Annotated in this window: 23 protein-coding genes, 1 other RNA gene and 1 other annotated feature; of the genes, 5 read left to right on the top strand and 19 right to left on the bottom strand. The window is 44.1% G+C overall.

What is annotated here, in order from left to right:
* Positions 1–13 precede the first annotated feature (13 nt).
* Positions 14–460: an aspartate carbamoyltransferase regulatory subunit gene (locus ACYQ5K_RS05980; RefSeq protein ID WP_195368400.1), complete on the top strand. Its 447-nt coding sequence runs from the start codon at positions 14–16 to the stop codon at positions 458–460.
* Positions 461–829: 369 nt separating this feature from the next.
* Here the strand turns inward: ACYQ5K_RS05980 and ACYQ5K_RS05975 are convergent, their stop codons facing one another.
* A complete protein-coding gene (locus ACYQ5K_RS05975; protein ID WP_459777359.1) occupies positions 830–1,759 on the bottom strand; it encodes a hypothetical protein in 930 nt (309 codons plus the stop codon).
* Positions 1,760–1,962: 203 nt separating this feature from the next.
* On the opposite strand from ACYQ5K_RS05975, the gene ACYQ5K_RS05970 reads away from it, so the two are divergent.
* On the top strand, positions 1,963–3,243 hold the full coding sequence (locus ACYQ5K_RS05970) for an amidohydrolase family protein (protein WP_459777358.1): 1,281 nt from the start codon (positions 1,963–1,965) through the stop codon (positions 3,241–3,243).
* A gap of 299 nt (positions 3,244–3,542) precedes the next feature.
* Here the strand turns inward: ACYQ5K_RS05970 and rnpB are convergent.
* From rnpB to spoIVA, 5 genes are all read right to left on the bottom strand, one after another.
* An RNA gene (gene rnpB / locus ACYQ5K_RS05965) (RNase P RNA component class A) lies at positions 3,543–3,890 on the bottom strand.
* Positions 3,891–3,937: 47 nt separating this feature from the next.
* Positions 3,938–4,411: a ribonuclease HI gene (gene rnhA, locus ACYQ5K_RS05960; RefSeq protein ID WP_173687741.1), complete on the bottom strand. Its 474-nt coding sequence runs from the start codon at positions 4,409–4,411 to the stop codon at positions 3,938–3,940.
* Between the two features lie 76 nt (positions 4,412–4,487).
* A complete protein-coding gene (locus ACYQ5K_RS05955; protein ID WP_173687740.1) occupies positions 4,488–5,183 on the bottom strand; it encodes an MBL fold metallo-hydrolase in 696 nt (231 codons plus the stop codon).
* 8 nt (positions 5,184–5,191) lie between these two features.
* On the bottom strand, positions 5,192–5,677 hold the full coding sequence (locus tag ACYQ5K_RS05950) for a MogA/MoaB family molybdenum cofactor biosynthesis protein (RefSeq protein ID WP_459777357.1): 486 nt from the start codon (positions 5,675–5,677) through the stop codon (positions 5,192–5,194).
* Positions 5,678–5,837: 160 nt separating this feature from the next.
* Positions 5,838–7,310 (bottom strand): stage IV sporulation protein A, encoded by a 1,473-nt coding sequence (gene spoIVA, locus ACYQ5K_RS05945; protein ID WP_459777356.1) that lies wholly within the window; start codon positions 7,308–7,310, stop codon positions 5,838–5,840.
* 143 nt (positions 7,311–7,453) lie between these two features.
* Between spoIVA and ACYQ5K_RS05940 the strand changes: the two genes are divergently transcribed.
* Positions 7,454–8,437: a cation diffusion facilitator family transporter gene (locus ACYQ5K_RS05940; protein ID WP_173687738.1), complete on the top strand. Its 984-nt coding sequence runs from the start codon at positions 7,454–7,456 to the stop codon at positions 8,435–8,437.
* 52 nt (positions 8,438–8,489) lie between these two features.
* Here the strand turns inward: ACYQ5K_RS05940 and ACYQ5K_RS05935 are convergent, their stop codons facing one another.
* The 4 genes from ACYQ5K_RS05935 to der form a co-directional block, all read right to left on the bottom strand.
* The gene (locus ACYQ5K_RS05935) at positions 8,490–10,940 is read right to left on the bottom strand and encodes a cation-translocating P-type ATPase (protein ID WP_459777355.1); all 2,451 of its coding nucleotides are present in this window, start codon (positions 10,938–10,940) and stop codon (positions 8,490–8,492) included.
* An 84-nt stretch (positions 10,941–11,024) separates the two neighbouring features.
* Positions 11,025–12,035, bottom strand: coding sequence for an NAD(P)H-dependent glycerol-3-phosphate dehydrogenase (locus tag ACYQ5K_RS05930; protein WP_173689841.1), 1,011 nt, complete (start codon positions 12,033–12,035; stop codon positions 11,025–11,027).
* A gap of 6 nt (positions 12,036–12,041) precedes the next feature.
* Positions 12,042–12,692 carry a glycerol-3-phosphate 1-O-acyltransferase PlsY gene (gene plsY / locus ACYQ5K_RS05925; RefSeq protein WP_459777354.1) on the bottom strand — a complete coding sequence of 217 codons (651 nt, stop codon included), beginning with the start codon at positions 12,690–12,692 and terminating at the stop codon, positions 12,042–12,044.
* Position 12,693: 1 nt separating this feature from the next.
* Positions 12,694–14,022 (bottom strand): ribosome biogenesis GTPase Der, encoded by a 1,329-nt coding sequence (gene der / locus ACYQ5K_RS05920; protein ID WP_055260578.1) that lies wholly within the window; start codon positions 14,020–14,022, stop codon positions 12,694–12,696.
* A gap of 172 nt (positions 14,023–14,194) precedes the next feature.
* Between der and ACYQ5K_RS05915 the strand changes: the two genes are divergently transcribed.
* The gene (locus ACYQ5K_RS05915) at positions 14,195–15,367 is read left to right on the top strand and encodes a ribose-phosphate pyrophosphokinase (RefSeq protein WP_008374954.1); all 1,173 of its coding nucleotides are present in this window, start codon (positions 14,195–14,197) and stop codon (positions 15,365–15,367) included.
* A gap of 259 nt (positions 15,368–15,626) precedes the next feature.
* On the opposite strand, the gene ACYQ5K_RS05910 is transcribed toward ACYQ5K_RS05915, so the two are convergent.
* Positions 15,627–15,989, bottom strand: a complete 363-nt coding sequence (locus ACYQ5K_RS05910) for a type II toxin-antitoxin system HicB family antitoxin (RefSeq protein WP_459777353.1) — start codon at positions 15,987–15,989, stop codon at positions 15,627–15,629.
* Positions 15,973–16,230, bottom strand: coding sequence for a type II toxin-antitoxin system HicA family toxin (locus ACYQ5K_RS05905; protein WP_459777352.1), 258 nt, complete (start codon positions 16,228–16,230; stop codon positions 15,973–15,975). Before ACYQ5K_RS05905 ends, ACYQ5K_RS05910 begins: the two co-directional genes overlap by 17 nt.
* Before the next feature lie 202 nt (positions 16,231–16,432).
* Here ACYQ5K_RS05905 and ACYQ5K_RS05900 point away from each other — a divergent pair, with 202 nt between their 5' ends.
* On the top strand, positions 16,433–16,771 hold the full coding sequence (locus ACYQ5K_RS05900) for a helix-turn-helix domain-containing protein (RefSeq protein WP_459777351.1): 339 nt from the start codon (positions 16,433–16,435) through the stop codon (positions 16,769–16,771).
* A 48-nt stretch (positions 16,772–16,819) separates the two neighbouring features.
* Here the strand turns inward: ACYQ5K_RS05900 and aroB are convergent, their stop codons facing one another.
* The 7 genes from aroB to ilvD all read right to left on the bottom strand — a co-directional run bounded on the left by aroB (position 16,820) and on the right by ilvD (position 26,157).
* Entirely contained in the window at positions 16,820–17,878 is a 1,059-nt protein-coding gene (aroB, locus tag ACYQ5K_RS05895) for a 3-dehydroquinate synthase (protein WP_459777350.1), read from the bottom strand.
* A 29-nt stretch (positions 17,879–17,907) separates the two neighbouring features.
* The gene (aroF, locus tag ACYQ5K_RS05890; protein ID WP_173687801.1) at positions 17,908–18,921 is read right to left on the bottom strand and encodes a 3-deoxy-7-phosphoheptulonate synthase; all 1,014 of its coding nucleotides are present in this window, start codon (positions 18,919–18,921) and stop codon (positions 17,908–17,910) included.
* Between the two features lie 67 nt (positions 18,922–18,988).
* Positions 18,989–19,259, bottom strand: a binding site (T-box leader).
* Between the two features lie 78 nt (positions 19,260–19,337).
* Entirely contained in the window at positions 19,338–20,207 is an 870-nt protein-coding gene (locus tag ACYQ5K_RS05885) for a shikimate dehydrogenase (protein WP_459777349.1), read from the bottom strand.
* Between the two features lie 266 nt (positions 20,208–20,473).
* Complete coding sequence (locus tag ACYQ5K_RS05880; RefSeq protein WP_459777348.1) at positions 20,474–21,634, bottom strand: phosphoglycerate dehydrogenase; 1,161 nt, start codon at positions 21,632–21,634, stop codon at positions 20,474–20,476.
* A gap of 1 nt (position 21,635) precedes the next feature.
* On the bottom strand, positions 21,636–22,718 hold the full coding sequence (gene serC / locus ACYQ5K_RS05875) for a 3-phosphoserine/phosphohydroxythreonine transaminase (RefSeq protein WP_173687731.1): 1,083 nt from the start codon (positions 22,716–22,718) through the stop codon (positions 21,636–21,638).
* Positions 22,719–22,766: 48 nt separating this feature from the next.
* Entirely contained in the window at positions 22,767–24,458 is a 1,692-nt protein-coding gene (ilvB, locus tag ACYQ5K_RS05870; RefSeq protein WP_173687730.1) for a biosynthetic-type acetolactate synthase large subunit, read from the bottom strand.
* Between the two features lie 28 nt (positions 24,459–24,486).
* A complete protein-coding gene (gene ilvD / locus ACYQ5K_RS05865) occupies positions 24,487–26,157 on the bottom strand; it encodes a dihydroxy-acid dehydratase (protein ID WP_459777347.1) in 1,671 nt (556 codons plus the stop codon).
* Positions 26,158–26,219 lie beyond the last annotated feature (62 nt).

Below are 26,219 nucleotides of genomic sequence, written 5' to 3'. Positions count from 1 at the left end.
GGAGGCGAAAGACATGGTTGAAAATACACTGAACATTGGGAAAATTTCAGAGGGCTTCGTACTGGACCACATCAAAGCAGGAAAAAGCATGGATATCTACAAATATCTGAATCTTGATCAGCTTGACTGCTGCGTAGCTATCATCAAGAATGCCAAAAGTAACAAGATGGGTAAAAAGGATATCATCAAGATTGAATGCCCGATCGATATCATTGATCTGGATATCCTTGGTTTTATCGATCATAATATCACAGTAAATATTATCGAAGATTCCAAGATTGTTGAGAAAAAGGAACTGAAACTGCCATCTGAGATCAAGAATGTGATCAGATGCCATAATCCGAGATGTATTACTTCGATTGAACAGGGACTGGATCATGTGTTTGTACTGACCGATCCGGAGAATGAAGTATACCGTTGCAAATACTGTGAGGAGAAATATAACAGAAAGCGGGGATAGATTCCGGCTTGTTGGGATAAGCCGACGGACGCCGTGCAAAATAAAATAACCCTTCCAGATTCTATGTGCAAATCATTCCGATGAGCCTCTGAAAGCGAAAATTATGTCAGCAAAGGCTTCCATAATTTTTAAGTCTCATCTCCATTGCACATACATGAATCTGGAATGGTTATTTTATTTTGCACGGCTGTTTGTTGACCATTTTCCATAACCGGAAATCCATGCTCTTGATAAAATGGAACGTTATTTTTATCCTTCGGCATTCCTCAATATACAGCATTTTTAAAGTTACTATGAAATTTATTAGTAAGATCCAATTAAAATTTTTTCTTGTTGTTCACAGCAGGTGCTGCGAAAATTTCCTTGATTTTAAAACAAATCCAGCATATTATCCAAATACAATTCTTCTCTCACATGCAACTGATATTCCGGCTTTGTCATATAATACAGTAGAAATTCCAGAACCAGCGCACTTCCAAGTCCCCTGCCTTCGATCTTAAAATTTGTAAATCCCATCGGTAAATAAATATTTTTGATGTCATCCACGCTGATAAATCCTGGATTTGTCATTGCTTTTGAAAAACGGTAGCCTTCTTTCGCATTCGGCGCAGTACATCTGTGTTCCTCTCCATCTTCTCCAAGATTTTTCCGGCTCACATCTTCATAACATCGCTTTCTGTCCCTGCAGCCGAACCAGCAGCATTCATTACACAGAAATTCGACTTTATCCTTCTGACCTTCTGATAATGTATTCCATTTATCCAGTACCTTATTCAGACGAAAATCCGGCACGACATACCGGAAATCCTTTCTCTGTATTTCCCGCAGACACTCCTGAAACTCCGTCAGAACCTTCGTGGTAGATGAAACAAAATATAATCCGGGATAATTCTTTTTCAAATAATCCAGCAGCAGATCCGAATACACGATCACACCGTTTTTCTTCCCTGCACTTTGTTCAAACAACACACAAAGCTTATTGCATCTCTGATCCGCAAGATGCTCTTCTCTAAGCAATGAATTACTAAATGTCAGGCGCGCAGAAATTCCATACTCCTGCGTAAGTGTAAACACTCCTTCCGGATCTGCTTCTCCCGCCTCCACGCGTCCACCGCCCCACAGACAGTCCTCGGGTGCTCCATAAACAGAACCGATTTCACACCAATCGTAAAAATACTCTCTGTGTGTATAAAATAGTGGCAGAAACCTCCTGTACAATTCATAAAATTCAAACAAGCCCGGAAGGTGGTAATATGCCACGTTTCTCTTTTCCTGACTTTGAAAACGATCATTACTCATTTGACACTCCTATATAGCTTTAATACCCTAAAATTACCATATTTTTCAGACGATTGTCAAACTATCCTCACGCTATTTTATTTTTCATTCCATCCGAGAAATCATCCACACAATACTACGATATCATCAAAATGTTTCTTGCCGCCTGCTTCGCATCTGGTGTATAGTAAAATTAATTATTTTAAAGAATCGGGGAATGAGTTATGAATTACGCATTTACAAACGGAATTATTCTGGACGGTACCAGAGACATGAAGCCACAGACAAACCTCTGTATTCTGGTCCAGGATGGCAAAATTAAAGACATTGTACCAGATACCACGGATCTTCATGATTACAAAATTGTTGATCTTCACGGGCACTATATTCTTCCTGGTCTGATCAATATGCACGTTCACCTTGCCGGAAGCGGAAAGCCACAGAAAAAGCAACGCGATAATGAGAAGCTGGTAAATATCATCATGAGTTCTTCTCTTACCCGTGCAATCGCCTATAAGATGGTAGCCGGATTTGCAAAGGATGAACTGCTTGGCGGTGTCACAACAATCCGGACCGTCGGAGGACTTGGCAGCTTCGACACCCGGCTGCGCGACGAGATCCAAGCCGGAACCAAAACCGGACCGCGTATCCTTGCTTCCAACCAGGGAATCTCGGTTCCGGGTGGGCATATGGCCGGATCGGTTGCTGTTGCCGCCTCCTCCATTTCTGATGCGCTTGCACACCTTGAACAGTCCGAGAAGGAAAAGGTCGACCTGATCAAACTCATGATCACCGGAGGCGTATTAGATGCCAAAGAAAAAGGCGTTCCGGGTGAACTGAAAATGCCGCCGGAAATGGTTCGTGCTATCTGCGAAAAAGCGCACGCCGACGGTTATCTGGTTGCTGCCCACGTCGAATCTCCGGAAGGTGTCCGCGTCGCTCTGGAAAATGGTGTTGACTCCATCGAACACGGTGCAAAACTAAGCGAAGATATGATAAAACTGTTCAAGGAACGGGATGCATTCCTCTGTACCACGATTTCACCGGCTCTGCCTTATGCGCTCTTCGACCGCTCCATTACCAACGCAACCGAAGTCGAACAATATAACGGAAATGTTGTTTTTGAGGGAATCGTTGACTGTGCCAAAGCTGCTCTTGCAAATGATATCCCGGTTGTTCTCGGCAATGATGTCGGCTGCCCGTGGATCACACAGTATGATTTCTGGCGTGAACTTTATTATTTTCACAAATATGTGGGTGTTTCCAATTCTTTTGCCATTTATACGGCAACCAAAAGGAGTGCCGAGCTTGCAGGGATCGGAGATCTTACCGGTTCGATTGAAAAAGGTAAATTTGCAGATCTGATCGTGACAGCGAAGAATCCACTGGAGGATCTGAAAGTACTGAGGAATCTGGAAATGGTGGTTACAAAAGGGAAGGTGATCGAACATCCAACGGTTAAGAAGAGGAAGAATGTTGAAGCGGAACTGGATAAATTTTTGTAAACGGTAAGGGACGCCACACCAGACAAAAATATCCTCTCCAGATTCTATGTGCAAGGCATTCCGATGAGCCTCTGAAAGCGAAAATTATGTCAGCAATGGCTTCCATAATTTCTGAGTCTCATCTCCATTGCACATACATGAATCTGGAGAGGATATTTTGTCTGGTGTGGCTGTGTACCTGGTTAACGAAAATTTATCCGTGTTTTCTTCAATTTTTTTCTGTTATACTGCAAAAAAGAATCTGTATACTTCAGAAATACGAGTACAGATTCTTTTCAAAATTTCTCAATTAAAAATTAAAAGCAAGCAAAACGATAAGCCGGGTTATGTCGTGGACGTTCATCTATCCAGTTCTGTTGTTGCCAGCAGACTCAAGCGACCAACCTGAAGCATGACGGGCCGCCATAACACTTCTTTTCGGTCTTGCTTCGGATGGGGTTTACATATGCCCTGTATGTTACCATACAGGCGGTAGTCTCTTACACTGCCCTTCCAACCTTACCTGCATCTGCAGGCGGTATATTTCTGTTGCACTATCCTTAGAGTCACCTCTACCGGACGTTATCCGGCATCCTGCCCTGTGAAGCCCGGACTTTCCTCGTCTGCGGCCTTTCGGCACTTGCATCCGCGAACGTCTGTCTTACTTGCCTTAGATACTTTATCACATTTTTTTATCAGTGTAAAGGGAATTCTTCTACACGCCCGGATCAATCTGCAGCTCATTTCCATCGGCTGCTGTTGTTGCCAGAGTATCGCACCGCTCATTCTGCGGGTGTCCGTCATGTCCTTTTACCCAGTTGAAGTTCACCTGGTGCGGTTTTTTGGCTTCCAGTAGGCGCTTCCACAGATCGGTATTCTTAACAGGTTCATTCTTCCCACGCTTCCAGCCTTTTTTGATCCATCCTTCGATCCAGTGCTGGTTAAATGCATTAACTACATATTGGGAATCCGAATAAAGCTCTACCTCACATGGTCTGTTGAGAGCTTCCAGTCCACTGATAACGGCCATCAGTTCCATCCGGTTATTCGTTGTCCGCACATAACCGCCGGAAAGTTCTTTGACATGAAGTTCTCCCTTTGGATCCACATATTCGAGAACAACGCCATATCCTCCCGGTCCGTCCGGATTGCCTCTTGCTGCTCCATCTGTATAAATACTGACTTTCATAGTCTGTCTCCTTATCATCATCCGATCTGCATCCGTCCATTTTTCTATCTTAGAAAATATGTCCGTCCAAAACCGGTTATAAATTCAATTCAAATGTCTGTCCCATTTCCCGGATCCGCATGATCTTGTCCCTGTACAGCTCTGATACTTCCATTCCGGCAAGCCTGTCCTGTACCTCATACTTTTTCCACATATGCATCGGAAAGACGATTTTCGTATCCGTATGCCGCATAAACCAGTCAAAGCCCCAGCAAAACTGTTCTTCCTGCCTCGGATCAAGCACAACAAATGCAAGATCGATCTTTTCCCCGGCAAGTGCTTCGATCTCCTTTTTATAATCACCTCGCATCATCCGGTTATACGCATCGTCTTCTTCTTCCCAATGCCACCAGTTCAGATCCCCTGCATGGTAAATCGTCCTGTCTTCACATTTTATAAGAAAGGCAACTCCTTCATCTGTTGAACGCAGACTGCGTACCTTCGTATCCCCGACAGTGATCTCGTCTCTTTTCCTCATAAAATGTTCAGATATACGCTGTTCTTTTTTTGCGATTCCGATATCCTTTGGGAAAATATACTCCACATCCGGATACATCTCCTCCAGCTTCAGGATCTCCCTGTTAAAATGATCCGGATGGGAATGGCTGGCAAATACCAGCAGCTTTTTCGCCGGATCAAACTCCGGCATCGCTCCTTCATAATAGTCAAATAAGAGAATGTGGGATTCCAGTTCTACTGAAAATCCACTGTGTCCGATATACGTCACTTTCATCTTTCTGCCTACTCCTCAACATCATCATGTTCGCCGGCTGCTGTCTCTGTCGCATAAACGATCTCCGGAAGAACATATTCCAGACACTCCTTGATAACCTTCTGACTTCCCGGAAGATTGACGATCAGGGATTTGCCACGGATACCTGCCGTCCCTCTCGACAGCATTGCCCGCTTTCTGGTGCGTGTCATAAAAAGACGCATCGACTCTCCGATTCCCGGAATCTCCCTGTCAACCACTGCCTTTGTTGCTTCCGGAACACAATCCTCTTCTCTGCATCCGATCCCTCCAATTGTAAGGATCAGATCTGCCATCTGTGCATCTGCGATCTTGGCAAGGATCTTGCGGATCACTTCCTTATCATTCGGTACCGGCTGTACAAGTTCCGTCTTAAAGCTGACCTGATCGAGCACTCTTTGCACGATTGGCGAACAGGTGTCATCCTTCTGTTTTCTGTATATCATGGTGTCTGCTGATACAATTGCTACTTTCATAGATGTCCCTCTTTTCTTTTCTCCTGACGTATAGATTCCATGACCGGTCTTCTGACCTTTTTCATGAAATATATCCCCTAACGTATAGACTTTAGTATAACATACTCCCCAATTGCCATGCAAGTTTCCCACCGGCAATCGAAATGATTTAAGAAAAATTTTAGATAATGATGCATACCATACCCCCGGTGCTGTCATTCACTATTTTCTGCATTGTATCCTGCAATTTTGCCTGACTCTCATCTCCGATCATGGCGATCTTATTTTTCATTCCATCCATTATCAGTTCTTCGATCGATTTTCCGAAAATATTGGTTCCCCATACACCTTCCGGACTCTTTGCCGCCTCGCTGATATAATTTACCAGATCCTCCGCCTGCTTCTCATTTCCCACAATTGGTGCGATCTCAGTCTCGATATTTGCCCGGATCATATGGATAGACGGTGCCTCGGAATGGATCTTTACTCCGTATTTATTGCCCTGCCTGATCACCACCGGATTATCCAGCCGGATTTCTTCCCTGGTGGCGCTGACCACACCATACCCTTTCATCTTGACTGAGGCGAGCGCATCTTTGACCCCTTCATATTCCTTCTGGAGCATGGCAAGGTTCCGCACGGTATGGATCAGGTCATATTCCCCGCTGATCTGTGTTCCGGTCAGCTCACTTAGCATTTCATAATAGCAACCATCTTCCACCTTGATCTCCACCGAGATTTCACCATTATCCATAGATACACCCGTTACATTTACCGCATTTATGTATGTAGCCTGCTCCGGTTTTTGAATCTCCATCGCATCCCGGATCTCCCCGATCCCACTCATGACCTCTCTTGCATAAGACACAAGCTCTTCCCGGACCTTGTGATCCTTTGGAAGCATTTCCACCCATTTTGGAAGGAAAAATTTCACTTCTGTGACCGGAAATGCAAACAGCACCTGTTCCATGATCCGGTGGATATCTTCTTCCCTAAGCTGCTCACAGTTGACCGGAAGTGCTGTCACCTGATATTCTCTTCGGATTTCTTCTGCCACATTCTTCGCCTCTGTACTGTATGGTTTCCTGGTATTTACCAGAACCACAAATGGCTTGCCGATGCTTTTCAGCTCCTGGATCGTTTTCTTTTCTGCTGCCCGGTAGCTTTCCCGGAGAAGCTCTCCGATACTTCCGTCTGTCGTTACAACAATCCCTATCGTCGAATGATCATGGATCACCTTTTTGGTTCCGATTTCTGCCGCTTTTGTAAATGGGATTTCCTTCTCATTCCACGGTGTTTTTACCAGACGCTCTTCCCCGTTTTCCAGGTGTCCGGACGCGCCATCTACCATATAACCGACACAGTCGATCAGACGTACCCGGACACTCACATCCTTCGCGAGTTGGATCTTGGCCGCTTCCTTGGGCACAAATTTCGGCTCTGTTGTCATAATACTCTTTCCAGATGCAGACTGCGGAAGCTCATCCACCGTCCGCTCTTTCGCATGCTCATCCGTCATTTTCGGCAGTACCAGTACATCCATAAACCGTTTGATAAAGGTTGATTTGCCACTCCGCACCGGCCCTACCACACCCAGATAGATCTCTCCATTCGTCCGGCACTGCATATCCTTGTATAAATCAAATGTATCCATACACTGTCCCCCTTTGATTGCTGATACAGTGTATGCCGTCTTTTTTCAGTTTAGAACCACTATACTGTCAGTTCACTTTTACTTTCTTGCCAGTATTTCCAAAATCGGGTATGATAAATAATAGTGAAAAAAGGAGGTATCCTATGCACGTAGGAAGAAAAGCACAGAAAAGAGAAAAAAAAGCAATGTCCGTCTCTCTGTACGGGAATCTGTTTTTTGTCATCGTTGAGATCGTCATGGCGATCTACACCAGTTCCCAGGCAGTTCTTCTGGACGCAGTCTATGACGGAGTCGAGTTCTGTATGCTCCTGCCGTCGCTTTTTCTGATCCCGCTGCTTTACAAGCCATCAAATGAAAAGCACCCCTTTGGCTACATGCAGATTGAATCCATGTTCGTCGTCGTCAAGGGAATCACTATGACCGGCGTTACCCTCGGACTGATTCTGAACAATATCGAAATCATGATCCATGGTGGCAGAAAAGTCGCTTTTGATACCATTGCCTGGTTTGAGTTATTTGCATTTTTTCTGGGAATTACCGTATCCATTTACCTCAAATATAAAAACCGTATGATGGATTCCCCAATGATCACAATGGAAATGGAAGGCTGGAAGATCGACAGTATTGCCTCTTTCGGTATGGCAATCGCCTTCTTCCTTCCGGTTCTGCTTCCATTTTCCTGGTTCAAACCCATAACACCTTATCTTGACCAGATCATTACCGTCACCCTGTCCATCTTTATGCTGCCGACACCGATAAAGACGGTAATCACCGGACTTCGGGATCTGTTCCTGATCCCGCCGGAGGAAGAGACGGTTGATGAGATTAAAGAAACGATCGAACCTGTTCTGAATGCCTATGGTTACAAAAAACTCTACTATGACATTCTCCGTACCGGAAGAAAGCTCTGGATCAGTGTTTACATCACCTTTGACAAAGATCTTGTATCCATTACCCGGTTTAAGATTGTACAGAATTTCTGTATCCAGGCTCTGGCAAAAAAATATACGGATTTTTATTTTGAACTTCTGCCGGATATTGTATTTACCACGGATGATGAGGCATTGACCAATCATATCGTAAACCAGTCGGAAGAAGTGGATCAGAATGCAGAATCTGCAGACTGAATTATCTGATCTTTATTCTTTAAAAAATACTCATTTTCTAAGAAAAGCTGCCTTAATCGGCAGCTTTTCCTTTTAATTCTCTGATTGGATTTTTGATAAATTTTATGTACTGCTTTCTCAGCCATTCGATCAGCTTCGTCAGATACCGAAGTACCGGCTCAGTCGCAATAGAGAATACTACAAAAAGCATAATGCATTTTCTGGACATTCCCGTAATCGCAAATAACTGTGGCAGGAAGATACTGCATCCTAATAGTCCGATCACACATCCGATCCAGACGATCATACGCAGTGCATTCATCGGCTGGCAGATCCGGTACAGGATCATGAATCCGACAATTGCAAGCAGCATCGTCGCCGCTGTAGAAATATCTTTGGATGCAACTCCGAACGTCTGTCCAAACACAACCAGCGCACCAACTGCAAGTACATCCGTAAGTCCTGCCGGAAGTGCCTTTAAGAACACATTGGTCAGAAAATGTCCCTTGATGATATCCCGGTTCGGCTGCAGTGCCAGGAAGAATGCCGGAATACCGATCGTATACATGCTGATCAACGATACCTGGGATGGCTCCAGCGGATAGGTAATCATAAAGACTGCCGAGAAAATTGCAAGCAGGAAGGAAAAAATATTCTTCACCAGGAACAGACTCGCTGAACGCTGAATGTTATTGACAACTCTTCTTCCTTCCAGAACGACCTCCGGCATCCTTGAAAAATCGGATTCCAGAAGTACCACCTGGGACGCCTGGACCGCCGCATCGCTTCCCGATGCCATTGCCACCGAACAGTCTGCATCCTTCAGGGCAAGTACATCATTCACACCATCACCGGTCATAGCGACCGTCATTCCCTGCTTTTTCAGTGCCTGCACAAACTGTCTTTTCTGTTCCGGGATTACCCTTCCGAAGACCGTATATTTGCTCACCGCAAGGGCAATATCTTCTTCGGTCTTTAATGTTCCCGCATCCACGTAATTCTCTGCGCCTTCAATTCCGGCCTGCTTCGCAGTCTCCGATACGGTGATCGGATTATCACCGGAAATAACTTTTATCGCAACACCCTGGTCCGCAAAATATTTGAAAGTCGCAGGTGCTTCTTCCCGGACTTTATTGAGAAGGAGGACATAGCCAAGCGGCGTTACCGTTCCAGTCAGCGGCTTGCCATCCGGCTCTCCATCATAGCTTCCAAATACCAGTACACGGAATCCCCTGGACGTATACTGTTCTATTCTTCCCTGATACTTTGTATAATCCTCACGCAGGACAAATTCCGGTGCACCGAGCACATATGCCTGATCTTTGAAAATCACTCCGCTGTATTTGACCGTGGAAGAAAAAGGAACCACTTTTTCCGGCACTTTTTCTGAATGCTCTGTAAAATGTTCTTTCATCGCACGCATCGTACTGTTATCCGCGTCCATTCCTTTGACAAAATCGCCGATCATCCGGTTCAGATCCGGCATCTTTTCTTCGTCATAGGCCTTGGCTTTCGCCACTTCACTGACACACATACTATCTTCTGTGATCGTACCTGTCTTGTCAACACAAAGCACATTCACCCTCGCCAGAGTCTCGATACTTTTCATATCATGGAGCAATACCTTCTTCGATGCAAGACGCATTGCGCTTACCGCAAGTGCCACGCTTGCAAGAAGATATAATCCTTCCGGGATCATGCCGATCACTGCAGCAACCATGGAGATAATACTCTGCCGGAAGCTGTCGTGATTATAGAAATAACTCTGCACAAACAAAATGATTCCTATCGGGATCAGTGCGATTCCGACCATTTTTACCAGCTTGTCCAGGGAACGGATCATCTCCGACTGTTCCCCCTGCTGCATGGCTTTTGCTTCCAGAGTCAGCTGTGAAATATAAGAATCCGCTCCAACCTTGTCCAGGCGTGCATGACAGCTTCCTGATACCACAAAACTACCTGACATCAGACGGTCTCCACGCTTTTTCGTGATCTCATCGGATTCACCGGTAAGTAAAGATTCATTGACCTGGACCTCGCCAGCCTCAACAACCGCATCTGCACAGATCTGATTCCCTGCACGAAATACAACAATGTCGTCCACAACCAGCCGATCTGCCTCCAACTTCAGCGATACCCCTCCACGGATTACTTCTGCGTGCGGTGCATTCAGCATGGTCAGCCTATCAAGTACTTTCTTGGAGCGGATTTCCTGAACGATCCCGATCAGTGTATTGCAGATGATGACCGGCAGGAATGTCAGATTTCGAAAAGAACCTACCAGGCACAACAGAATCGCCAGAATCAGAAAGATCAGGTTGAAATAGGTAAATATATTATTATGAATGATCTCTTTTGTCGTAAGTCCCGGCGAGGCAACCTCATCATTGGTCCAGCCATTCTCTTCCCTTATCCGGATCTGCTCGGGATTAAGACCTACCCGGTAGTCCGGAACCACACGCTGGATCTCGCCGCGAACGACCTCTTCCTCTTGTGTTTCTTTTTCTTTTTTTCCGAATTTCATACAAAAAATCCTCCTGTATACACGTCATTATACGCCTATACGGAAGGATTTTCCATTAAGACTTTATGAAATTTCTTTGAAACTTTAATCCCACGGAAGGTTACTGTATTCGCTGCGTCCGTCACGCATCATCAGTTCGCTTACCGCATCCTTTGCAGGTTTGCCTTCAAAAAGTACCTGATTGACCTTTTCCACGATTGGCATGGATACCTCATATTTTTCAGCCAGCTCTCTTGCCGCTTTTGCTGAATACACGCCCTCAACTACCATTTTGACCTCAGCCATCGCTTCTTCCATCGTCATTCCCTCACCGATCAGAACACCTGCCTTACGGTTACGACTGTGCTTACTTGCACAGGTGACGATCAGATCACCGATTCCGGTAAGCCCGGTAAAGGATTCCAGCTTTCCGCCCATCTTTACACCAAGTCTCGTGATTTCCGCAATTCCTCTGGTGATCAATGCCGCTTTGGTGTTATCCCCGTATCCTAGTCCATCTGCAACTCCGGCTGCAAGTGCGATTACATTTTTCAGGGAACCTCCAAGCTCAATTCCTTTAATATCCGGGCTTGTGTAGACACGGAATACATCATTCATGAAAATTTTCTGCAGATAAATGGCGGTTTCTTCTGTCTCTGCTCCGACTACAACCGTTGTCGGAAGTTCGCGGCTTACTTCTTCTGCGTGACTTGGACCAGAAAGAACAGCTACATTTGCCTGCGGAATCTCTTCTTCAATCTGCTCAGAAAGTGTCTTTAAAGTACCCTCTTCAATTCCTTTTGCCACATTGACCAGAATTTGCTCTTCCTTTACATACGGGCACATTTTCTTCGCCGTAGCTCTGGTTGCCATAGACGGAACTGCAAGAACGACCACATCTTTTCCTTCCACACTTCCCTGCAGATCTGTTGTGATCTCGATCTCCTCCGGGATATGAACGCCCGGAAGCTTACTTGGATTTTCCCGCTTTTCTCTGATCTCATCTGCTTCTTCTTTTAAATAAGACCAGATGGTTACATGATGTCCGTTTTTATTCAGTACCAGGGCCAGAGCCGTTCCCCAGCTTCCTGAACCGATAACTCCGATTTCTGCCATAAATTATTACCTCTTATTTTTCTTTTTTGAAAAACTGATCTTGCTCTCTGTACCATTTCTCAGACGTCCGATATTCGCACGGTGACGGATAAATGCAGAGAGAACAAAAAGTGCTCCGATTCCATACATTTCAAACAGATACTTCTGCGCCATTCCAAACATTCCCATCTGTCCGTCAACGACGAGTCCGACAAGGAACAGTACGGAAATCACCAGCGATCCCAGTGATACATAACGTGTCACGGCAACAATTACGATAAACACGATCAGACATACTGCCGCAATCCGAATATCTGTAGATAAGATCATACCTGCCGTAACTGCAATTCCCTTTCCGCCCTTGAACTTCAGATAGAATGGAAAATTATGTCCAAGCACTGCCCCAAAACCTGTATACAGCGAAAGGAGCGGTAAAATATCTGTGTGAGACTGTCCGTAAATTCCGCGGACCACCAGAACCGCGATCACGCATTTGAAGCAGTCACCAAGCAGGGTGATCATTCCGGCTTTGATTCCCATGGTGCGAAGTGCATTGGTAGAACCTGCATTTCCGCTTCCCATCTTGCGGATATCTACCCCCTGGGTTTTTCCATAGAAATAGCCGGTCTGAAACAGGCCAAATATATAGCCGATCAGCAAACATACAAGACGTTCCATCTTATTTGTCCTTCTCCTTTCTCTCCCTGATAAAGAATTTAAGAGACGTTCCACGGAAGCCAAACGCTTCACGGATCTTATTCTCCAGATATCTCGTATAAGAGAAATGCATCAGTTCTTTATCATTTACAAAGATGACAAATGTCGGCGGTTTGACCGCTACCTGGGTAATATAGTAAAGTTTCAGACGTTTTCCCTTATCTGACGGTGGCTGCTGCATTGCAACAGCTTCGGTCATGATCTCGTTAAGGACACCCGTAGCTACACGGAGTGTCTGGTTCTCAATAACGGTGTCGATCATGTCAAAGAGCTTCGGAAGTCTCTGACCTGTCAGCGCAGACACATACATGATCTCTGCGTAAGGCAGGAAAGACAGCACCATCCGGATCTGATGCTCATATTCCCTCGTGGTCTTATCGTTCTTTTCAATGGCATCCCATTTATTTACAACGATGATGACACCTTTTCCACGCTCATGTGCGATTCCTGCGATCTTGGCATCCTGCTCGGTTACTCCTTCTGCCGCATCGATCACAACCAGGACCACATCCGCTCTTTCTACTGCCGTAACTGTGCGGATAATACTGTATCGCTCCAGTTCCTCTTTGATCTTATTCTTACGACGAAGTCCTGCTGTATCAATAAATACATATTCTTTTCCATTGTGTACTACTTCCGTGTCAATGGCATCTCTTGTAGTTCCGGCAATATCGGATACGATCACACGGTCTTTTCCGATCAGACGGTTGATGATCGAAGATTTCCCAACGTTCGGTTTTCCAACGATTGCAACTCTCGGACGGTCATCTTCCTCTTCCTGACCTGCCCCTTCCGGAAAATGTGCCAGAACCTTATCCAGCATATCTCCGATTCCAATTCGTTCCGATGCTGAGATCGGAACCGGATCTCCGATTCCCAGATTATAAAATTCATACACATCCGGCATCATCTTGTTGAAATTGTCCACTTTATTGACAACAAGGATGACTGGCTTGTGGGAGCGGCGGAGCATATCTGCCACTTTTGAATCAGAATCTACAAGTCCCTGCTTTACATCTGTCATAAACAGGATCACATCTGCAGTGTCAATGGCGATCTGTGCCTGCTCTCTCATCTGGGAAAGGATCACATCACGGCTGTCCGGCTCGATTCCACCGGTATCGATCAACGTAAATTCTTTATCGAGCCAATTCACTTCTGCATAAATTCTGTCGCGGGTAACACCCGGCGTATCTTTAACGATTGCTATCTTTTCTCCTGCCAGTGCATTAAAAAGCGTCGACTTTCCAACGTTCGGCCGCCCTACAATGGCAACAACTGGTTTACTCATATTTTCTTCCTCCTGATATTTATTCGGAATTCTGCTTCTATATCATACTAGATTTCTTCAAAAAATGCAATTTTTTAACACCTCTTTCTTGTCATTGCTTTTAAATAATGGTATAAAAGATAGGTAAGATTAGATAAAAAGCGCGTAAAACGCTTATTATAAGGAGGCACTCATGACAAATATCGAACTTATGGAAAAAGCTCTTCCGACAGCACCACTTAAAATTGCTGCTCTGGAAAGCTGCAAGGATCTGGCAGAAAAAGTGGATCAGTACATCGTATCGTTCCGCAAAAATTCTCTGCATGATTTTCTGGATCCTGCAATCTATTCATCTTATGAAGCAGATTCTTATCTTGCAAAGAACAGTTGCCCACGTTTTGGTTCGGGGGAAGCAAAGGGAATGTTTGGCGAAAGTATCCGCGGAAAAGATCTCTTTATTATGGTGGATGTCTGCAACTACAGCCTGACATACACAGTAAACGGACATATCAATCATATGTCACCGGATGATCACTATCAGGATCTGAAGCGTATCATCTCCGCTTCTACAGGAAAGGCACACCGTGTAAATGTAATTATGCCATTCCTTTACGAAAGCCGCCAGCACAAGAGAACCAAACGCGAATCTCTGGACTGTGCAATGGCCCTGGAAGAATTAACCGCAATGGGTGTATCTAACATTCTGACATTTGACGCACACGATCCGCGTGTACAGAATGCGATCCCACTCAATGGTTTCGACAGCTTCAACCCTCTGTATCAGTTCATCAAAGCTCTGTTTAAAGCAGAACCGGATCTGAAAGCAGACAAAGACCATCTGATGATCATCAGCCCGGATGAAGGTGCAATGCAGAGAGCCGTATACTTCTCCAACGTACTTGGCGTTGATATGGGTATGTTCTACAAACGCCGTGATTATTCTACCATCGTAAATGGTAAAAATCCGATCGTTGCACATGAATTCTTAGGTGACGATGTACATGGAAAGACCGTTATCATCATTGATGACATGATTTCTTCCGGTGAAAGTATGCTGGATGTTACCAGACAGTTAAAAGACCGCGGAGCAGAGCGTGTATTTGTATGTACTACTTTTGGTCTCTTCACAGAAGGCCTTGACAAGTTCGATGAATATTATGAAAAGGGATATCTGGACAGACTGATCACAACCAATCTGACCTATCTGCCTCCTCAGCTTCATGATAAACCGTATTTTATTGAAGCAGATATGAGTAAGTTCCTTGCACTGATCATTGATTCGATGAATCATTCTACATCTATCAGTGCGGTTATGAATCCGACGGATAAGATTCATGATTTGCTTGCGAAGAGAAATATGAGATAAATTTTGTTGGCGGGAAAGTAAGGATATATTAACGAACGGACGCCGCAAGAGAACCATAAAACAGGACAGCTTCCTTTGTGCAAACCATTCCGATGAGCCTCTGAAAGCGAAAATCGTGTTCAGCAATGGCTTCCACGATTTTTGAGTCTCATCTCCATTGCACAAAAATGGAAGCTGTCCTGTTTTATGGTTCTCTTACAGCTGTTTGTTAGTATATTTTTACTTTTCTGGCAAACAAGAAGCTCTTTTTTATATCATATTATTTTGAAAATACTGCATCATTTTTTGTAAGAAGATATACACAGTATTGATTCATACTAATTCCTTCTTTTTGAGAGTGTTCTGCTAGAGATCTGTGGAGACTTCTTGGAATCCTTAATTTGAACTGTCCAGAATAATTTTCCAAGCTGTCTGGTTCATATATCTCAATTCCTTCTTCTAATGCTGCTTCAATCCAAGTTCTTTTTGCATCTAATGCATTTTGTACTGCACTTTCTATTGTCTCGCCGCAGGTAATACACCCTGGCAAATCTGGATATGAAACTACAAATCCACCTTCCTCTTCATCCTCTACAATTTCCATTCGATAAGGCATTTTCATATATTCATTCAGCGTTTTCATCTTTCCTCGTCTCACTTTCTACTATCTGTCTTACCATTTCTACATATACTTTTTTGATTGGTTCATGCTTTGGTATTGTAACTGGCATACAGCCACACTTTCTGAATGTATAATGACTGCTTCCACCTTTTGGTGAATTCATTTCATAGCCATAGCTTTCCAATACCTTTCGCAATTCATCAAACCGGAGTTCTTTTGATAAATTACATATACGCATTATCAGTTTATCCCATTTTGACATTATTTATCTCTCCTTTTTATTATGAATGGTATCGTATATGGTGTCAAGCTATTTCCTTGGTTTCTTTTCAAATTTACAAAACCAATGACTGCTTCCTGCTTTTCTTCTCTTGTCGTTTTTCTATTTTTGTTATATAATAACCATTGGTTATATTTGTTCTATATATTATCATAACCAATGGTTATTATCAAGGAGTGATTTTATGCATTTTTGTCCAGAAAAATTAAAAGAAGTACGGGAAACTTTAAATATAAACAAAGCAGAAGCTGCCCGCCGGTTAAATATTTCTGCAATGGCATACGGACGGTATGAAAAAGGCGAACGGGAGCCTTCTTATCAGACTGTATGCTTTATCGCCAACGCTTTTCATTGTAATATTGATTTTTTATATGGACTTTCAGACCGTATGGATGCAGACTACATTATCGTTTCCCGAACCGAATCTCCAGAATTATACAATCTACTGGCGAAAATCAATAAAAATGATGATATAAAAAAAAGAATTATGGCATATGCGCAGAAATTAACTAAAATGCCGTAAAACCAATATCTTTCATGGTCTTACGGCATTCTTATTTATCGTATTTACTTATACTATCCTGTCCCCATCAAAGAATTCCTGTCCGGTCGGGTATGTATAGGAATCTCCGATTTCATGGAGAAGGACGACTTTTAATTTATTATTCAGTGTTTTTTTATCCAGCTTGATTGCTTCAGTGAGCTGCGGGAGTGGGATATCGGCTTTTACCGGAAGTTTATAAGCTTCCAGGACTTTGCGGATATGCTCGGCTTCGCCTTTTTTGGTAAGCCCTTTTTCTTCGGCAATCTTTGTGATCTGGTACATTCCGATGGCTACGGCCTCACCGTGGCTTTCTCTTTCGTAGTGGAAATGCTGCTCAATGGTGTGGGCAAGGGTATGTCCGAAATTCAGGAGAATTCTCTCTCCGGTATCGAATTCGTCTTCTTCTACAACGCGGCGTTTGATATCGACGCAGGTTGCGATCACATCTGTCAAATGTTCTTTCAGATTCTCATAGGATCCGCATTCTTCCAGAAGATCAAAGAGCTTGCGGTCTTTGATGCAGCCGTATTTGATAACTTCCCCCATGCCGTCCGTCACGTAACGCTCCGGCAGGGTTTCCAGTACATCCGGATCGATCAGTACCATCTTCGGCTGGTAAAAGGCACCTACCAGGTTCTTACCCTGTGGAAGATCGACTGCAACTTTTCCACCAACAGAAGAATCTACCTGTGCAAGAATGGAAGTTGGAATCTGTACGAACTTGATTCCTCTAAGAAAGGTCGCTGCCACAAATCCGGCAAGGTCTCCTACCACTCCACCGCCAAGTGCAACGATCAGGTCTGTTCTGGAAATCTTTGCTTCCAGAAGAGAGCTGTATACACCCGGAAGGGTTTCGAATGCTTTTGACGGTTCTCCATGTGGAATCACGGTTTCCGTACACTCATATTTTTCAGAAAGATTTTTCTTAAGCGCTTCTCCGTAATAAGAATAAACTCTGTCATCAGAAATGATCATGATCTTTGATCCCTGATATACTTCCGCTATTCTTTCTGCTGCTTCTTTCAGAATTCCTCTTTCAATATAGATCGGATAGCTGTGTTCCTTTAAATCTACCGTCATTTTCATCGTTTTGTTCCTCCCAGGCTGCTGTTTTTTTACATTTCTTTACCGACTGCTTTTGCGATTCCGGTAATCTCTTTTAACAGTGTATCGTATTTTTCCGGTTTCAGCGACTGTGCTCCGTCACAAAGTGCTGTTTCCGGACTGTTATGTACTTCGATGATCAGTCCGTCCGCTCCTGCCGCAACTGATGCCTTTGCCATCGGATCAACCAGCCACCATTTTCCTCCTGCATGGCTTGGGTCCACGACAACCGGAAGATGGCTGAGCTTTCTTACAACCGGGATAGACTGAAGATCCAGTGTATTTCTCGTGTAAGTCTCGAAAGTACGGATTCCTCTTTCACAGAGGATAACATTCGGATTTCCGGATGCCATAATGTATTCAGCTGACATCATCCATTCTTCGTAGGTTGCATTAAGTCCTCTCTTTAAGAGAATTGGTCTCTTGGTCTGTCCAAGCTGTTTTAAAAGATCGTAGTTCTGCATGTTACGTGCACCGATCTGGATCAGGTCTACTTTTTCATCGAATATTTCCAGATATTCCGGTGACATCAGTTCTGTTACAATCGGAAGTCCTGTCTCTTCTCTTGCTGCACATAAGATTTCCAGACCTTCAAGTCCGAGTCCCTGGAATGAATATGGGCTTGTTCTCGGTTTGAATGCACCGCCGCGGAGCATGTTTGCGCCGGATGCTTTGACCGCTTTTGCAATTCCGATTACCTGCTCTTCGGATTCTACGGAGCAAGGTCCGGCGATCAGTGCAAGATGTCCGCCACCAACTTTGACACCGGATACATCCACGATGGTGTCATCCGGATGGAATGCACGGTTTACAAGTTTATAAGGTTCCTGTACATGCATAACCTTCTCAACAGAAGAGTCTACCTCGAAAAGCTTTGGATCTACACGGACCGTATCGCCGATACAGCCAATAATTGTAAGATCCTCACCTTTTACAGTATGTACTTCCAGTCCTTTTGCACGGACCATATTTTCAACTCGTTTTACGTTTTCATCACTTGTTCTTGGTTTTAATACGATAATCATAATTTTTTCCTTTCTCTTTGCGAATGTTCTACTAATCAAAAAACTCCCGCCTTCTGTTTCTTTCAAAACAGAGGACGAGAGTATGATATACTTCGTGGTTCCACCTCATTTTACAATTGTCTCACGACAACTGCCTCGTCAGGTACGTCGTTCATAACGGTTATACCCTTGCAGATAACGGCTGCTACCGGAAATACCTATTAACAATTCTTCAAGAGAATGCATTCAGTATCCTACTCCAAGAGGAATTCAATATAATCTTCGGTATCCTTCTTCCACCGATAAAGGACTCTCTGTGACGTCTTATTATATTTACTACTTCTTTTCATTGTATTTTGATAGTAGAATATGTAATTTTTAAAATCTATAACTTATGTTACACGAATCAATAGGCTTTGTCAATCATTTTCAACAAATTAACGCGAGAAATATCTTTCTTTGATAATATCAACCGGCATCTCTTTTCCTGTCCAGAGCTCAAATGATGCAGCACCCTGATATAACAGCATATTCAGACCGTTCAGTGTCTGGCATCCTGCTGCTTTTGCTTTCTTCAGGAATAAGGTTTCTTCCGGATTGTAGATGACATCGAATACAAACAGGTCTTTTCTGAATACGCTATCGTCTGTGATGATACATCTGTCTGTCTTCGGTGCCATACCGATCGAAGTTCCGTTTACCAGAATTGCACTTTCTGCAATCTCTTTTTTGAGGACTTCCGGATCAGAGAAATCATAAAGGTTGATCTTGCAGTCTGTCTTCTCATGAAGCTTCTCGATGGTCTTTTCTGCGCGGGTGAAAAATTCATCACGGATGTTGAATACCGAAATCTCTGCAACTCCGTCGAGTGCTGCCTGGATCAGGATCGCTGCTGCTGCTCCGCCTGCTCCAAGAAGAGTCATCTTCTTGCCGATGATATCCATGCCTGTCTCACTGACTGCACGCATGAATCCGATTCCGTCTGTTGTGTAACCTGTCAGTATACCGTTATCATTGACAACGGTATTGACTGCTCCACCGATCTCAGATGCCGGTGAAAGTTTGTCAACCAGTGAACACATCAGATTCTTGTCAGGCATAGTCAGGTTGAATCCTCTGACTCCCATGACTTTCAGACCATCTACTGCTGTCTTTAAATTATCTGTTCCAACATCAAATGCCAAATATGCGTAATCCAGCTCCAGCTGGCGAAATGCCTCGTTATGCATCATTGGGGAAATGCTGTGTGCTACCGGACTCCCCAGTAACCCGGTAAGAACTGTATGTCCTGTAATCTCGTATGCCATTATATTTTCCTCCTGCGTTACATTTTCGCACTGTAAAGTGCTACTTTTGTCCTCTATCATACCATATTTTTCAAAATACGCAAGCATCGTTATTTAAAAAACGATTTTTTTAATTTTTGAACTGCCTATAAAAAACAAATTTCCACTGAATCATCATTGAAAAAAATATTTTCTGCCTTTGAAAAAAGAATTTTGAAAACTTTTGAATAACCAGGCAAAATGTAAATAAAAGGGATGCGCTTTTTCAAACGCACCCCATCACTTTCTTATGCAATTACTCTGACTTTCAAAACGCCCTCGATCATTTCCAGACCTTTTACCACGTCTTCTGCCACATCATTATCCACATCGATCATCGTATATGCATAGCTGCCACGGCTCTTATTCGTCATATCATCGATATTGACATTATCCTTTGCCAGAAGCGCAGTAAACTGACCGATCATGTTCGGAATATTCCTGTGCAGGATCGTAATTCTTGTCTTATCCCTTACACCCATATCGCATGCCGGGAAGTTGACAGAATTACGGATATTTCCATTTTCCAGGAAATCCTTCAGTTCTTCTACTGCCATCTTTGCACAATTATCTTCTGATTCAGCAGTTGACGCTCCCAGATGCGGAATGACAATCGCATGCTTTACTCCTGCGATCTCCGGTGTCGGGAAGTCCGTTACATAGCGTCCGACTTTTCCACCAACAAGTGCATCCACAATGTCTTCACTGTTCACCAGTACATCTCTTGCAAAGTTCAGGATCACAACGCCGTCTTTCATCAGACTGATGGCATTCTTATTGATCATACCCTTTGTATCTTCCAGTGCCGGTACATGGATTGTGATATAATCACACTCCTTGTAGATCTCATCTACATTCTTAGTGTGATGGATGCTTCTTGAAAGTCTCCATGCGGAATCTACAGAAACATATGGATCATAACCATACACTTCCATCCCGAGATGCGTAGCCGCATTGGCAACCAGGACACCGATTGCACCAAGACCGATCACACCAAGCTTCTTTCCCTGGATCTCACAGCCTGCAAATGCTTTTTTCGCTTTTTCTGCATCTTTGGCAATATTGCCATCCTCTTCGTTCTCCTGTACCCAGTTGATCCCGCCAAGGATATCTCTGGATGCAAGCAGCATACCGGCGATCACCAGCTCTTTTACACCATTGGCATTTGCCCCTGGTGTATTAAATACAACGATTCCCTGCTCCGCACATTTGTCCAGTGGAATATTATTTACACCGGCCCCGGCACGGGCAATCGCTTTTAAATCTTTATCAAATTCCAGTTCATGCATTCCGGCACTTCTTACAAGTACCGCATCTGCTCCTGCCATCTCACCGGCAGGTACATAATCATCACTGAATTTCTCCAGTCCAACAGGAGAAATCGGGTTCAAGCAAAAATATTTATACATATTACAGATTCTCCTCCTCAAACTTCTTCATAAATGCAACCAGGGCTTCCACACCTTCGTATGGCATTGCGTTATAAATACTTGCACGCATACCACCAACAGTACGGTGTCCTTTCAGATTCTCAAGACCTGCTTCTTTTGCCTCTTTTACAAATTTGGCATCCAGCTCGTCACTGCCTGTCACAAACGGTACATTCATAAGAGAACGGTCTTTCTTTTCTACCGTACCTTTGAACAGTTTGCTCTGATCCAGGTAGTCATAGAGCAGTTTGGCTTTCTTTTCGTTGCGTTCTTTCATAACTTCCAGTCCGCCCATCTTTTTAAGCCATTTAAATACCTTACCGCAGATATAGATTCCGTATGCCGGCGGTGTATTGTAAAGAGAACCTGCGTCTGCATGTGTCTTGTATGTAAGCATGGTCGGTGTTCCCGGAAGTACATCCTCTGTAATCAGATCTTCACGGATGATCGCGATAACAACACCCGCTGGTCCGACATTCTTCTGGACTCCACCATAGATGAGACCATATTTTGTCACATCTACAGGCTCAGACAGGAAGCAGGATGATACATCCGCTACCAGTGTCTTGCCTTTCGTGTTCGGAAGTTCCTTGAATTTGGTTCCGTAAATTGTATTATTTTCGCAGATATATACATAATCTGCATCTTCATCAACCGGCAGATCCGAACAGTCAGGAATGTACGAAAAGGTTTTATCCTCGGACGATGCGATCTTATTCACCTTTCCATATTTGGATGCCTCAGCAGCTGCCTTTTTGGCCCACTGCCCGGTAACAATATAATCCGCTACTTTGTTCTTCATCAGATTCATTGGAATCATTGCAAACTGCTGGCTTGCGCCACCCTGAAGGAACAGTACTTTGTAATTATCCGGGATTCCCATCAGATCACGAAGATCCTGTTCAGCGGTTTCAATGATTTCAGCAAAAGCTTTCGAGCGATGACTCATCTCCATAACGGACATTCCACATCCTTTGTAATCCAGCATCTCATCTGCTGCTTCTCGTAAAACTTCTTCCGGCAGTACTGCCGGTCCTGCTGAAAAATTGTAAACTCGTTTCATATTACTCCTCCATTCCTGCTCTGCGTATCTGTCGCTGCATATGTTTTTCTAGTTTATCTGCTGTTTTTCCTGCAGATCCTTCTCGTCAAAAGCTTCACTGATCGGAGCACCCGGAGCAACCATCGGCCATACCTTGTCATCGCTGTCGATCTGACAGTCAATCACCACCGGACCGCCTGCATTTAAAGCAAATTTAAATGCATCTGCGAATTCTTCTCTGGTCGTAGCTCTTACCGCTTTCGCCCCCATCGCTTCTGCGAGTTTCACAAAATCTACTGCATCATTCAGAACAGTTGCTGAATAGCGCTGTCCGTAAAACAGATTCTGCCACTGTCTTACCATACCAAGCACATGGTTGTTTACTACAACCTGGATGATCGGAATGTTGTAACGCGCCGCTGTTGCAACTTCATTCATATTCATACGGAAGCATCCGTCTCCGGCTATATTGACTACCGTCTTCTCCGGTCTGCCCATCTTGGCTCCGATTGCGGCTCCAAGACCGTATCCCATGGTTCCAAGACCACCTGATGTAAGCAGTGTTCTCGGTTTTGTGAATTTATAATACTGCGCTGCCCACATCTGATGTTGTCCAACTTCTGTGACGATGATAGCATCACCTTCTGTCTGTTTGTAAATCTCTTCGATCACATACGGACCGGTCAGACTTTCCGGATGATAGGTAAGCGGGTATTTCGCTTTATATTCCTGGATCTTTTTGATCCATTCGGTGTGTTCCTGCTGTGACAGTTTTTCATTAACTGCCGCAAGCACTTCTTTGATATCTCCAACCACACCTTCATCAATGATGACATTCTTGTTCATCTCTGCCACATCAATATCAAACTGGAGAATCTTTGCATTACTTGCAAATTTATTTGGATTACCTGTGACACGGTCGGAGAATCTTGCACCGACTACGATCAGAAGATCGCATTCACTGACTCCAAAGTTCGATGTCTTGGTACCATGCATACCAAGCATTCCTGTATAAAGTTCATCAGTTCCCGGAAATGCACCTTTTCCCATCAGGGAGTCACATACCGGACACTGTACCTTGTCTACGAATGCACGGAGTTCTTCACTTGCATCAGATAATATAGCTCCGCCTCCGACGAATACGAACGGACGCTTTGCTTCTTCGATCATCTCTACTGCCTTGTTAATATCTTCCATGCAGATTTCTTTTTTGTATTTTACGATTGGCTGGATTTTGACAGGCTCATACTCTGCTTTATTGCCTGTCACATCTTTCGGTATATCGATCAGCACCGGTCCCGGTCTTCCGGACTGTGCGATCTCAAACGCCTTGCGGATCGTCTTTGCAAGATCATTGACATTCTTCACAATAAAATTATACTTTGTGATCGGCATCGTAATACCGGTAATGTCAATTTCCTGAAAACTGTCTTTTCCAAGAAGCGGTACCCCTACATTACAGGTGATCGCAACGATCGGAATAGAATCCATAAATGCGGTCGCGATTCCTGTTACGAGATTTGTTGCTCCAGGTCCACTGGTTGCAAAACACACCCCAACTTTACCAGTGGCACGCGCATATCCGTCTGCCGCATGAGAAGCTCCCTGCTCATGCGATGTAAGGATATGTCTGATTTCATTACTATGCTTATATAATTCATCATATACATTTAAAATTGCGCCGCCCGGATATCCGAATACGGTATCCACGCCCTGCTCTTTTAAACACTCTATCAGTATCTCTGCACCATTTAATTGCATTGTACATTCCCCTTGTCCAGATTTTACTTTATTTGTGTGGAACTTCCAGAACTGCTCCACGGTTTCCTGAAGTTACCATTGCTGCATATCTTGCAAGATATCCTGTTGTAACTTCAGGATCTCTTGGCTGCCATTTTTCTTTTCTTCTTGCAAGTTCTTCATCTGAAATTCTTGCATTTAATTTCAGGTTCGGGATATCGATCTCGATGATATCGCCTTCCTCGATCAGTGCTACCGGTCCGCCGACTGCTGCTTCCGGTGATACGTGTCCGATAGAAGCTCCACGGGATGCACCGCTGAAACGGCCGTCTGTAATAAGTGCTACCGATGAACCAAGTCCCATACCTGCGATCGCAGAAGTCGGATTCAGCATTTCCGGCATACCAGGACCACCCTTTGGTCCGACGTAACGGATAACTACAACATCTCCCGGATGGATATCTCCGCCTTTGATTGCCTTGATCGCATCATCTTCACATTCAAATACTCTTGCAGGTCCTTCATGTACCAGCATTTCCGGTACAACTGCAGAACGTTTTACAACACTGCCATCCGGTGCGATATTACCTTTGAGGACTGCAAGTCCACCAGTCTGGCTGTATGGATTGTCGATCGGACGGATTACTTCCGGATTTTTATTTTCGCATCCTGCGATATTTTCTCCAACTGTCTTTCCGGTTACTGTCATGCAGTCTGTGTACAGAAGACCTTTCTTATTCAGCTCGTTCATAACAGCATATACACCACCTGCTTCATTCAGGTCTTCCATATATGTAGGACCTGCCGGTGCAAGATGACAGAGGTTCGGAGTCTTTTCGCTGATTCCGTTTGCAAAATCAATTTCAAAATCCATACCGATCTCATGTGCGATCGCCGGAAGGTGAAGCATACTGTTAGTTGAGCATCCAAGTGCCATATCAACAGTCAGAGCATTTAAGATGGCTTCTTTTGTCATAATGTCTCTCGGACGGATATTTCTTCTGTACATTTCCATTACCTGCATACCTGCATGTTTTGCAAGACGGATTCTTTCTGAATATACAGCCGGAATTGTTCCATTCCCCTGAAGTCCCATACCAAGTACTTCTGTCAGACAGTTCATACTGTTGGCTGTATACATTCCGGAGCAGGATCCACAGGTAGGACATACTTTATTTTCAAATTCACATACATCACATTCGTCCATTGTTCCTGCTGCGTAGGATCCAACTGCCTCGAACATGCTGGAAAGACTTCTCTTCTGTCCTTTTACATGTCCCGCAAGCATTGGTCCGCCACTGACGAACACTGTAGGTACATTAATACGGGCTGCTGCCATCAAAAGTCCAGGTACGTTCTTATCACAGTTCGGGATCATAACAAGGGCGTCAAACTGATGTGCCATTGCCATTGCTTCTGTCGAATCTGCGATCAGATCTCTTGTTACCAGAGAATACTTCATACCGATGTGTCCCATTGCAATACCGTCACAGACTGCGATTGCCGGGAACATGATCGGTGTTCCGCCTGCCATGGCAACTCCCATCTTTACTGCATTTGCAATTTTATCCAGGTTCATATGTCCCGGAACGATTTCGTTATAAGAACATACGATTCCGACAAGCGGTCTCTCCAGTTCTTCTTTTGTAAGACCAAGCGCATTGAACAATGATCTGTGCGGCGCCTGCTGCATACCTGTTTTTACATTATCACTTCTCATGATTTTATGATCCTCCTGTAAATTTTGTCTCTATTCTATTACAGTTCCGTCCTGCTTCTCTT

It is taken from the genome of Allocoprococcus similis (genome assembly GCF_054660775.1).
This window is presented reverse-complemented; position numbering and strand designations above follow the sequence as displayed.